At 44.6% G+C, this 12,130-nt stretch carries 10 protein-coding genes; 6 read left to right on the top strand and 4 right to left on the bottom strand.

Features of this window, described 5'->3' with window-relative positions; translation table 11 throughout:
- Positions 1-75: 75 nt before the first annotated feature.
- Together G395_RS0101070 and G395_RS0101065 are read right to left on the bottom strand one after the other, a co-directional pair.
- Positions 76-690: an RNA polymerase sigma factor gene (locus G395_RS0101070; protein WP_026628354.1), complete on the bottom strand. Its 615-nt coding sequence runs from the start codon at positions 688-690 to the stop codon at positions 76-78.
- Positions 691-955: 265 nt separating this feature from the next.
- Complete coding sequence (locus tag G395_RS0101065) at positions 956-1,432, bottom strand: Lrp/AsnC family transcriptional regulator (RefSeq protein WP_026628353.1); 477 nt, start codon at positions 1,430-1,432, stop codon at positions 956-958.
- A gap of 193 nt (positions 1,433-1,625) precedes the next feature.
- Here G395_RS0101065 and metH point away from each other — a divergent pair, with 193 nt between their 5' ends.
- The 4 genes from metH (at position 1,626) to G395_RS0101045 (ending at position 8,532) form a co-directional block, all read left to right on the top strand.
- A complete protein-coding gene (gene metH, locus G395_RS0101060) occupies positions 1,626-5,450 on the top strand; it encodes a methionine synthase (protein ID WP_026628352.1) in 3,825 nt (1,274 codons plus the stop codon).
- Between the two features lie 200 nt (positions 5,451-5,650).
- Positions 5,651-6,196, top strand: a complete 546-nt coding sequence (locus G395_RS0101055) for a nuclear transport factor 2 family protein (RefSeq protein ID WP_026628351.1) — start codon at positions 5,651-5,653, stop codon at positions 6,194-6,196.
- Between the two features lie 95 nt (positions 6,197-6,291).
- Positions 6,292-7,530, top strand: coding sequence for a NupC/NupG family nucleoside CNT transporter (locus G395_RS0101050; protein WP_026628350.1), 1,239 nt, complete (start codon positions 6,292-6,294; stop codon positions 7,528-7,530).
- 78 nt (positions 7,531-7,608) lie between these two features.
- Positions 7,609-8,532 carry a YihY/virulence factor BrkB family protein gene (locus G395_RS0101045; protein WP_026628349.1) on the top strand — a complete coding sequence of 308 codons (924 nt, stop codon included), beginning with the start codon at positions 7,609-7,611 and terminating at the stop codon, positions 8,530-8,532.
- A 9-nt stretch (positions 8,533-8,541) separates the two neighbouring features.
- On the opposite strand, the gene sppA is transcribed toward G395_RS0101045, so the two are convergent.
- Positions 8,542-10,308, bottom strand: coding sequence for a signal peptide peptidase SppA (gene sppA, locus G395_RS0101040; RefSeq protein ID WP_026628348.1), 1,767 nt, complete (start codon positions 10,306-10,308; stop codon positions 8,542-8,544).
- Positions 10,309-10,503: 195 nt separating this feature from the next.
- On the opposite strand from sppA, the gene G395_RS0101035 reads away from it, so the two are divergent.
- The gene (locus G395_RS0101035) at positions 10,504-11,010 is read left to right on the top strand and encodes a SixA phosphatase family protein (RefSeq protein WP_026628347.1); all 507 of its coding nucleotides are present in this window, start codon (positions 10,504-10,506) and stop codon (positions 11,008-11,010) included.
- Between the two features lies 1 nt (position 11,011).
- Positions 11,012-11,215 carry a hypothetical protein gene (locus G395_RS0101030; RefSeq protein WP_035360193.1) on the top strand — a complete coding sequence of 68 codons (204 nt, stop codon included), beginning with the start codon at positions 11,012-11,014 and terminating at the stop codon, positions 11,213-11,215.
- Here G395_RS0101030 and xerD read toward each other — a convergent pair whose 3' ends face one another.
- Entirely contained in the window at positions 11,216-12,112 is an 897-nt protein-coding gene (gene xerD / locus G395_RS0101025) for a site-specific tyrosine recombinase XerD (protein ID WP_026628345.1), read from the bottom strand. It abuts the gene before it with no gap.
- Positions 12,113-12,130 lie beyond the last annotated feature (18 nt).

Below are 12,130 nucleotides of genomic sequence, written 5' to 3'. Positions count from 1 at the left end.
ATTTTAGCCCAATCCTTCTCTTGAAAGTCTGGTTCTATACTTTCTAATTTCCGGCGTATAGTATCTTCAAATCTATTAGTTTTCATTTCCTCTTAATGACTTTACGGCCCAATCGCTTGGATAGAGATTTGGGTAATATTGTTTAATCAAATGCTGCAAGCGCGCTCTCGCACGCACATAATGCGAGCGCACAGTGGCTTCATTTATTTGTAGTAAATCTGCAATTTCGCGGTGATTGTAGCCGTCAACTACATAAAGTAAAAATACATTTTTGTAAACCGGCTTAATTTTCTGGATCAGTTCGAGGATCTCATCTGCGGTTATCTGCCCGATGATATCTTCATCAAATTTCGGATATGGAGCGTCTTCCAGCGAAACCATATCTTCATTATGCTTCTTATGCTTGCGGTAATAGCTGATTGCCGTGTTCACCATGATCGTTCTCAACCAGGCCTTGAACGGGTGATTGGAATCATATTTACCCAAATTATTGAAAACCTTCAAAAAGCCTTCATTCAAAACTTCCTCAGCCTCTTCGGTTGTCGATGTGTAACGCAGGCAAATGCTTTTCGAATAGCCAAAAAACTGTTTATAGAGATGTCTCTGCGCCTGGTTGTTACCAGCAATGCACGCAGCAACGACTGTCTCAAAGTCGTTTTCGTTAAAAGATATTTTTCGTCCGAAGAGCAAAGTTAGAGGATCAGATTGTCAGGGATTGATTGCTTAATTAGGATTACGGATATTGCCGTAATTCTGTTGCAAAAGTTGAGCATTTAAATTTGTGACGATTCTTAAAAAATGTTAAAGCCCTTTTCCTGGCGAAAAAAGTGGTAAATTTTGCAACAGCTGCTTTGTGAGGAACGTAAATAGTTGAAGAATGTCCTTACATTCAAAAGACATTAAAAATTTTGTTAGGGGTGAGTTGGAATACGGCCTGGAATTTCTGGCGCCGTATTTATTTTTTCTGGACGTGCATTTCCAGTGCAGAAGAATTTTTGATTTCGCCCATGACAAACAGGCTGTGCGTGCTCCCAATATTTTCAAGCGAACCGAGCTTTTGCATTAAAAACTGCTGATACTGCGACATATCATCCACCACGACTTTAAGCAAAAAATCATAATCGCCCGAAATGTTAAAGCATTCCATCACTTCGGGCATGGCCACGACAGCTTTCACAAATTTTTCCCCCATTGATTTGGAATGTTCCTTCAAAGCAATGTTGCAGAAAGCCATTAACTTTTTGCCGACCTTTTCCCGATCCACCAGCGCAACATATTTCTTAATAATTCCTTCTTTTTCCAGTCTCCTAACCCGTTCATAGACAGGCGTGTAAGATAGGTTTAATTTTTCCGACAATTCCCTTGTTTTTAAGGTCGCATCCTGTTGCAGATAATGCATGATTTTAGCATCCGTTTCGTCGGGATTATACATAGATAGAATATCTTTAATCACTTTTTGAACTGGTCGAATATAGATAAATAATTTGTCGATCGGAATGCACGTAGACTATTGGTCTGAACTTTTTGATTTTTTTGAACAAAACATCTATTAGGTTAAATTTGCTTTCCAGTTGACATTGGAATCCTTCCGCTTAAAATTATTCAGCTAATAGAAATACAACACAATGGTAGCAACGCAAAACGCAGACATCCGTGAAATCCTGAAAAGCCGTATCCTTGTACTGGACGGTGCGATGGGAACGATGATCCAGCGGTATAAGCTGGAAGATCACGATTACAGGGGCGAGCGTTTCAAGGACTGGCCGCGCGATGTGAAAGGGAATAATGATCTGCTTTCACTGACACGCCCTGACATTATCAAAGCCATTCACGCTGCATATTTTGAGGCAGGAGCAGACATTGCCGAAACCAATACATTCTCAGGAACCACCATTGCCATGGCCGACTATGGCATGGAGGAATTGGTTTATGAACTGAATTTTGAGTCTGCGCGCCTTGCGAGGGAAGTTGCGGATGAGTTCACTGAAAAAGATCCGGATAAGCCGCGTTTCGTTGCAGGATCTATCGGGCCAACCAACCGGACGGCGTCACTTTCGCCGGACGTTAACAACCCCGGTTACCGGGCGATCAGCTTTGACCAGCTGGTTGAAGCTTATTATGAGCAAATTAAAGGTCTTACGGATGGCGGCTGCGACCTGCTGCTTGTTGAGACTATATTTGATACATTGAATGCGAAAGCGGCACTATTTGCTATCGATCAATTTTTCGTTGATGCCAAAAATGGTAAAATAGAGCGCCTCGACTCGTGGAGAAATAAGCCTGGCGAAGCATTGCCGATCATGATATCGGGAACCATTACCGACGCTTCCGGAAGAACATTATCAGGCCAGACAACGGAAGCATTTCTCACTTCTGTATCCCACTTACCATTGCTTTCGGTGGGCTTGAACTGCGCATTAGGAGCCGATTTGATGCGTCCATATGTACAAATTCTGGCGAAAGAGGCCCCGTTTTTTACCTCGGCGCACCCGAATGCAGGTTTACCGAACGAAATGGGTGAATATGACGAGTCTCCCGAGCAGATGGGCGAAGTGGTTGATGGATTTTTGAGAGATAATCTGGTCAATATCATCGGTGGTTGCTGCGGAACGACGCCGGACCACATCCGAGTAATTGCGGACTTAGCTGTTAAATATAGTCCAAGAACATTGCCGCCAAGCGAAACAGTGATGAAACTGTCTGGTTTAGAGCCGGTTAAGATCAATAGGGTGAGTAATTTTGTGAACATTGGTGAACGTTGTAATGTAACCGGTTCAAAAAAATTCGCCAGGCTCGTGCGTGAAGGCAAATACGACGAAGCACTTGCCATTGCCCGCGAACAGGTGGAAAGCGGTGCCCAGGTGATCGATGTCAACCTCGACGAAGGGATGATCGACGGCGTGGAGGCAATGAAAACCTTTGTTAACCTCATTGTTTCTGAACCTGATATATCCAAAGTGCCCTTAATGATCGACTCTTCGAAATGGGAAGTGATCGAGTCGGGATTGAAATGTGTGCAAGGCAAGTCGATTGTGAACTCTATTTCTTTGAAAGAAGGCGAAGAAAAGTTTAAGGAATCAGCAAGGACGGTGCTTCGCTACGGCGCGGCGGCTGTTGTGATGGCATTTGACGAGCAAGGCCAGGCTGATAACCTCGAACGACGCATTGAAATTTGTTCGAGGGCTTACCGCATTTTGACAGAAGAAGTTGGTTTCCCAGCTGAAGACATCATCTTTGATCCGAACATTCTGACGGTTGCAACCGGAATGGAAGAGCATAACAACTACGCGGTAGACTTTATCAATGCTGTTCGTTGGATTAAAGAAAACCTGCCGCATGCGAAAGTTTCGGGTGGTGTTTCCAATGTTTCTTTCAGTTTCAGAGGAAATGAGCCCGTGCGTGAAGCCATTCACACGGCATTTCTATATCATGCAATCCGTGCCGGAATGGATATGGGAATTGTCAATGCTGCGCAAATCGGTATTTATGATGAAATCCCAAAAGATGTGCTCGAACTGGTTGAAGATGTGCTGCTTAACCGTCGCGCCGATTCAACCGAACGGCTTGTTGCTTATGCCGAAACAGTAAAAGACAAGGGCAAAACGCAAAGCGGTCCTGATCTTTCATGGAGAGAATTGCCGGTTAAGGAGCGCATTTCGCATTCTTTGGTCAAAGGGATTTCGGATTATATTGATGAGGATACGGAGGAATGCAGGCACTTGTTTGCCAGACCATTAGAAGTAATTGAAGGTCCGTTAATGGACGGAATGAGCATTGTAGGTGATCTTTTTGGCGAAGGAAAAATGTTCCTGCCGCAGGTTGTGAAATCAGCTCGTGTTATGAAGAAAGCGGTTGCTTATCTGCAACCTTACATTGAGGCGGAGAAAAGTGAAGGCAATAATTCAGCCGGAAAAATATTGCTCGCCACAGTAAAAGGCGATGTTCACGACATTGGCAAAAACATTGTGGGCGTGGTGCTGGGCTGTAACAATTACGAAATTATCGACCTCGGCGTAATGGTGCCTACGGACAAGATCCTTGCCGCTGCCATTGAGCATAATGTGGACATTATTGGTCTTTCGGGATTAATCACGCCTTCGCTCGACGAAATGGTTGGTGTGGCCAAAGAAATGGAGCGCAGGAATTTCAAAATGCCGCTTTTGATCGGAGGTGCAACAACTTCGCGTATACACACGGCAGTTAAAATTGACCCGAATTATTCAGGTGCTGTTATTCACGTTCTCGATGCTTCCAGATCTGTTCCGGTCGCTGGTAAACTGATCCAAAGTGATCAGAGTCAGGCTGATGTGTTATCAGATATTAAGGCTGAATACGCCAAGCTGAGAATCGACCATGCCAAACGCGGCGGAGAAAAAGCGCATGTGCCCATTGCAAAAGCAAGAGAAAATAAAGCAAAGATCGACTGGGCCAGCTTCCAGGCGACCAAGCCGCAATTCTTGGGGACAAGGGTTTATGATGACTATGATTTGAATGACATTGCCAAATACATCGACTGGACACCATTCTTCCAGACGTGGCAGTTACACGGCAAGTTTCCTAAGATTTTTGAAGACAAAGTTGTTGGTGCAGAAGCAGTTAAATTGTACGAGGATGCTGCGGTGCTGCTAGGCGAAATCATTCGGGATAAAACGCTTAAAGCCAAAGCCGTGATTGGTTTCTGGCCGGCCAATTCAATTCAGGATGATATTGTTCTGCATCATTTTGAAGAGCAAACCCGCGAAGTGTCTTGCGAAAGGCATGGTTCACACCAGCATATCGAATATCTGATCAGCCAGCAGGCAACGGAGAATCTCAGTGCAGGGGAGCTTGTTGCAGACACGGCGGCAGTTTTACATCATTTGCGTCAGCAGTCGCAAAAAGCGTCTAATCTGGCCAATTATTGCTTATCAGATTTTATTGCACCACTTGAAACCGGAAAAACCGATTATATAGGTGGATTTGCAGTTACTGCGGGCATTGGCATCGAAGCGCTTTTGGATAAATATGAAAAGGACCATGATGATTACAACAGCATCATGGTGAAGGCGCTGGCGGATCGCTTGGTGGAAGCATTGGCGGAATTAATGCATGAGCGCGTTCGGAAGGAGATTTGGGGTTATGCCAAAAATGAAATATTTAGCAACGAAGACCTCATTAAGGAAAGCTACATGGGCATTCGTCCTGCACCCGGATATCCAGCCTGCCCGGACCACACAGAAAAGCGGATGCTATTCGATCTTTTAGACGCAGAACAGCTCGGCATTACATTGACGGAAAGCTATGCCATGTATCCCGCAAGCAGCGTGAGTGGCTGGTATTTTTCGCATCCGGACAGCCGCTATTTCCCTGTTGGTAAGGTATTTAAAGATCAGGTTGAGGATTACGCGAGACGAAAAGATATGCCTTTGGAAGAAATTGAAAAGTGGCTTTCTCCTGTTTTAGGATACTAAAAAGTTTAATGTTTAAGGTTCGATTGGGAGAGTGGGGTAACCTGCTCTCCATTTTATTTGTCCGCTGTATACTTTTCTTGAACAAATCACGTAATTAAGAAGCATGAAGCGCTGGAAACAGGTATTAATACGCTATTTTCTTAGTTTTCTACAGTGAATATTTGTCTTATAATTCGAGTTAGAATTAAAGTCTGTTAGCCATGAATCGTAATATCGCCGTTTTTATCTTACTCATCCTTGTTGCCTCCTCATTTAAGTACAAAACAAAAACACGCGAGCAAGTTTCAACATTAAGCCCCGCTCAGGTTCATTCAGTTAAAAATATAAGTCTGCAATCCGGCACATTCGATAAAGCCGTGGCGAAATTGCAGGAAGGCAACCAGGAGCTTGTTAAGGGCCGGCCTTCAATCTATAAATCGCTTTGGTCGCACTCGGAAGATGTAAGCAATTTTTGCGGACTGGACGGACAGGAATACAAAGGTTGGGGATCGGTTGAAAAAAGCCTGGATTCCTTTGGTCAGAAAATGGCTGGTAATAGCAATTTCAAATTAGAAAAAGTCGCGAGTCAAGCTGGCCCTGAGCAGGGATATGTTCTTCAAAAAGAGCATTACACCCTCCAAGACGGCAGTAAAGTTGACCTGAATGTTACGATCGTTTTCCGCCTGGAAAATAATGAGTGGAAAATCGTACATCGTCAATCCGATAAACTGGCCATGCCGGCAGAGGCCATTATCGCTGCCAAATAATCTCCGGCATAATCCTGTATATTTTACACATTTCGCATCTTCCAATTAATTTGTTGTTATTTTGCACCTTTTGGCAAAGGGCGACTTAACAATTTATGGAAAGATTTACAGGACTGCTGGGTATCATATTGATCCTGGGCATTGCATTCGCAATGTCGAATAACAGAAAGGCAATTAATTACCGGACAGTAGGCGTGGGGTTGGGACTTCAATTTGGCTTGGCTGTATTTATTCTTCGTACCGAAACCGGCCAGCGGATCTTTCAGTGGCTGGGTGATAAAGTTCAAAAACTACTCTCATTTTCCGACAGGGGCGCCGATTTTGTATTCGGAACGCTCGTTCGCCCCGATTTAATGCAACGTGCATTCGGCCCTGGAAACGACTTCGTATTCTTCTTTAAAGTAATTCCAACAATCATATTTGTTGCCGTTTTGGTGAATATGCTCTACCATTTGGGCATTATGCAACGCGTGGTTTCTGTCATTGCGCGCGGCGTTTACTGGCTTATGGGCGTAAGTGGTGCAGAAGCTCTTTCCAATGTTGCCAGCACATTCGTGGGTCAGGTGGAGGCACAGATTATGATTAAGCCTTATCTGAAAAATATGACTAATTCCGAGTTAATGGCTTCTATGACAGGAAGTTTTGCGTGTATAGCGGGCGGTGTAATGGCTGTTTATATTTCATTGGGCGTTCCGGCTCCTTATCTTATCGCTGCCAGCTTAATGGCTGCTCCGGGGGCACTGGTTATCTCAAAAATCGTTTTTCCTGAAACTGAGACTTCGAACACAAAAGGCGTCGTAAAGCTGGAAATCCAGAAAACGCACGCAAACTTGCTGGATGCCATCGCGGCTGGAGCGAGCGAGGGTTTGAAGGTTGGTTTTAATGTAATAGCTATGTTAATCGGCTTTATCGCATTAGTTGCCTTGCTCGACTATTTGCTGGGTTTGATTGGCGGTTTGTTTGCTTTTCCACAGTTGAGTTTCAACTTTGTGCTTGGTAAAGTTTTCTCTGTTTTTGCGTGGGCCATGGGTGTTCCCGGGAAGGATATCGAGGCTGCTGGCTCGTTAATGGGGACAAAAATGGTTATCAACGAGTTTGTGGCCTATCTGGATCTCGTGAAAATGAAGGAGACGCTGGATCATAAAACCATCGTGATCACCAGTTTTGCATTGTGCGGTTTTGCAAATTTCAGCTCCATTGCCATTCAGGTAGGTGGGATCGGAGAACTTGCACCGTCACGCCGCGCCGACCTGGCAAGGCTGGGATTTAAAGCACTCATTTGCGGAACATTGGCTTCCTACATGTCGGCAACGCTTGCCGGTTTGCTGTTATAAGCCCGTTCAGATTGCTGCTTTGGCATGGATATTTTTGTTTGCTGATTCGAAAGTAACATTGAATTAGTAAAACATCGTATGAAAAACGTAAAGCTGTATTTCTCCATCCTCAAAGAAAGTTTCAGTGAATTTATGAATGATAACGGGCTGAAACTGAGTGCAGCTCTTTCCTACTACACGATATTTTCCCTGGCTCCCATGCTGCTGGTCATCATTTCGGTGTTCAGCATTTTTTTCGGGCGGGATGCCATTCAAGGCGAGTTGTTTGACCAGATCAGAGGATTGGTAGGCGCGAGTGCAGCTCAGCAATTGCAGGAAATTCTTAAAAACGCAGAGCTTTCCAACAAGTCCGGTGTGGCTGCCGCGATAGGGATTGGAACCTTGCTGATCGGTGCAACGGGGGTTTTTGCCGAAATGCAGGATTCGATCAACTACATCTGGGCTATCAAATCCAAACCCAAAAAAGGCTGGCTTCAATATCTTAAAAATAGACTTATATCTTTTTCACTGATCCTTACGCTTGGCTTCCTGCTGGTTGTATCGCTGGGTGCAAGTGCATTGGTGGATGTGCTGAGTAATCAGTTGGAAAGATACTTTTCGGAAGGTTCTGTTGTGTTTTTCTACATTGTAAACCTGGCCCTTGTTTTGACCATTATTACTGCGCTGTTTACAGTGATCTTCAAAGTGTTACCGGATGGCGAGCTGAGATGGAAGGAGTGTATGGTAGGAGCAACTTTTACGGCCATTCTGTTCCTGATAGGCAAGTTTGTGATCAGCTTTTATCTGGGTCAGTCTGACCTTGGTGCAGCATACGGAACTTCCGCTTCTATCGTAATCCTGCTGACCTGGATTTACTATTCTTCTATTATTCTTTATTTTGGAGCAGAATTTACGAAGGTGTATGCCAAACAGGACGGCGTAGGAATTGCTCCTAATAAACACGCCGTACTGATTGTCAGAAAAGAAATTGATGAAGAAACCGGTGAGCTGATCGTCGATTAACAGAAACGATTAGCGAATTACAAGTTCGAAAGGCATTCTGGTTTGTGTTCCGCCCATGTTCAAAAGCTTTTTATACATTTTGACATAAGGAGCAAGTTCACCAAGTGCCTTTGTCGATGCTTTTTCTTCCTCATCGCCCATCATTTTCGTTACCAGCTCGTCAAATGGCTTTTTCTTTTCAGGATAATAACGCACTCGATAATCGCCTTCACCCAATTTCGCCGCTTTTGCAGCAATTTTGATGGCATCATCCACACCTCCCAAAACATCCACAAGGCCGTTTTCCTTGGCTTCAACACCAGACCAAACGCGTCCTTGTGCCAGGCTTTTTAGTTTTTCAACAGACATTTTTCTGCCCGCCGCTGCTTTTTTGGTGAATGTCTCGTAACCTTCGTTCACACTCTTTTGGATCATTGATTTTTCAAATTCCGTCATGTCGCGGGTTGCAGTAGGCCAGTCAGCATGCGGACTGGTGCCCACGCCGTCAAATGTCACCCCAAGCTTGTTATTCATGAAATCTGAAACATTGAAAATCAAGCCGAATATCCCGATCGAACCGGTTATGGTGTTCGGCTGTGCCACAATTTTGTCGCAACCCATAGCCATATAATAGCCGCCGGAAGCTGCTACATCAGACATAGAAGCAATGACAGGCTTCTTTTTGGCTGTAATTTGTATTTCGCGCCACATGACGTCAGAGGCTAATGCGCTTCCGCCAGGGGAATTGATCCGGATCACGACCGCCTTGATTTTGTCATTTTCACGAATCTCTTTCAGTTCTTTTACAAACTTGTCTGAGCCGATATTATCGTCGCCGCCATCGCCGGAAGTAATTTCTCCCTCAGCAACCAGCACGCCAATGCGTTTGTTAAAATCACCCTCATCAACCTTGCTGCCGCCTTTCAGATATTTATCTACACCCACATAAGTGATCTTTTTCTTGTCCTCTATTTTCAAATCTCTTTTCAGATAAGACTCCAGTTCGTCCTGGTAACCAAGGTCCGTTACAAATTTGTATTTTAATGCAGCTTTGGGATTGTCAACGGCAAGGGAATCAGCAAGTCCTTTTAACTCAGCAACCGGAATTTTACGGGAAGCGGAGATACTTTTGAGAAAATTGCCATTAATGGCTGTAATCAGTTCAATGGACTGCTTTTTACTCGAATCGCTCATATCCTGACGTGAGAACATCTCGATCGCGCTTTTGAACTCGCCTACCCGAAACACCAATGGCTTGATGTCCAGCTTGTCAAAAGTGCCCTTAAAGAAGCTGTATTCGGCAGAAAGTCCGTTCCATTCAATACCGCCAGCAGGATTCAGGTAAATTTTGTCGGCTAATGAAGCAATGTAATAGCCTTTTTCAGAATAAGATTCGCCGTAAGTGACGATGAATTTTTTCGATTTCTTGAATTCCAAAAGCTGGTTCCGGATCTCCTCCAATGTTGCCCATCCGGCTTCCGGTCCTTCTGTTTTCAGGTAAATGCCCTTGATATTGTCGTCTTTCTGCGCACTCTTTAACGCTTCGATAATGTCTTTCAGTCCGACCGCATTCTCGTTGCCACCAAACGGCCCGCCGATTTCAGCAAAAGGATTTTCGACGCCAACCTCCTGTATCGGTTTGTTAAGGTCTAATTTAAGGACAGATTTTTCTGCTATAACGACCTCGTCATCTGACGAAAGCATGGAACCGATACCGGCAAGGATGAAAAAGGAAGCAAAAAGAAAAATGATTATGCCGACAAAAGTGGCCAGGACATATTTAAAGAATTGTAACATGAGATGCTTGCTAGTGGGTTTTATTTCATAGGTATGTAAGAAACAAAAATACAGATTAATTGTCGCGGATTGTAGAATAATTAGTGTCGAAAGGTTGTATCAGCTCGCTAAGTGGCAAAAAAATCCGGCTGATTTTCGTGTCCTTGCAAAGTGGTTTAAATGCAGGATATCTGTAATTTTGGAAAAAAAAGAAAAATGAAAAAGACGCTTATTCTCGTTCGCCACGCCACCGCTGAGGACCATAGTTTTTTGATTAAGGATTTTGACAGAAAACTTAATGACAAGGGACTGGGCGAGTCGGCGAAGATGGGGGAATGGCTTGCCGCAGCGAATATTAGTGCTGATATTTTCGTTTCAAGTCCGGCTCCCAGAGCTTACCAGACTGCCGAAATTATCGCGGAAAAGTTGGGCTTGAATGCGGGTCAGCTGATCTCTGACAGAGACCTTTACGATGGTGGGCCGAAAGCTTATTTAAACGCAGTGAATTCTGTTTCGGAAAACTTTTCAACGCTGATGCTATTTGGCCATAATCCCGATATCAGCCATTTTGCGGAATATATGTCGGGTGCAGATTTGGGTTCGATGAAGAAAGGAAGTGTTGCCATCATTGAATTTGAAGGGCTCAAATGGGAAGAGTTTTCGGCAAAAACCGGGCAGCTGACTTTATACAAAACACCAAAACAAGTGAGCGAAGCTGAGTAAAATGGACAAACCAAACAAAAACCGCAGCATTTTCATCGCTATAACCGTCTTTTTTATCGCGCTGTTCGTCTACATTTCCTACGACATGTCCAGCCGCACAACCGCTCCCTGGAATAAGCCGAAACAACTGAACCGCGCATTGCCGGGTGCCACGCCGGACGCAGATTCGCTTTTACTGGATTCGCTGCTGGAAGAAGTGAAATGATCAGCCTCGCGGGTGAAACTCCGTAATAACCTGCCGGAGATAATCCCGATCCAGATGTGTGTAAATCTCTGTTGTCGTAATTGACTCATGCCCAAGCATTTCCTGCACTGCGCGCAAGCTCGCGCCACCTTCAATCAAATGTGTCGCAAATGAATGCCGGAATGTGTGCGGGCTCACATTCTTGTGGATTCCTGCCTTCTCCACAATGTCTTTAATCATCAAAAAAATCATCACACGAGAAAGCTGACCGCCTCTTCTGTTCAGGAAAACAATGTCCTCTGCGTCTTTGGCCGGGGCAATGTCATTGCGGACGTGTTCGAGGTAAATCTGGGTGTATTTAATGGCTTCTTTGCCAATCGGGACCAGTCTTACTTTATCCCCTTTTCCTAAAATCCGTAGAAAACCAATGTCGAAGTAACAATGGGTGAGTTGCAAGCCAGTCAGTTCCGACACGCGTAAGCCTGAACTGTAAAGAACCTCGATAATCGCCCGATTTCGCGTTCCTTCGGGAGTGGAGTGATCGATGGCGGATAACATTGTTTCAATTTCTTCATAAGAAAGCACGTCGGGCAGTTTGCGCGGCAGGCGAGGGGATTCCAGCAGTTCTGTCGGGTCCTCGGTGATCTCATTTTCTAGCAAAAGATATTTGAAAAAAGCTTTAATGCCCGAAAGCATCCGCGCCTGAGAATGTGCCGCCAGGCCGAGCTCAGACAGATATTTCAGAAATGCCGCTAAATGCTCCTCATCGATCTTCGCGGGCGGCAAATCGATCTTTGCCAGTTCCAGATATTCTTCCAGTTTTTCAACATCCCGCACATAAGCCTCCACTGAATTGCCCGATAAGGAGCGTTCCAGCCGAAGATAATTTTTAAAATGTTTGATGTAGCTTTGCCACATAGAAGAACTGTTAATCTG

The organism is Dyadobacter alkalitolerans DSM 23607 (genome assembly GCF_000428845.1).
Lineage (GTDB): Bacteria > Bacteroidota > Bacteroidia > Cytophagales > Spirosomataceae > Dyadobacter > Dyadobacter alkalitolerans.
Note: the sequence above shows the minus strand (reverse complement) of the source record. Positions and strands in the feature narration are given on the sequence as shown.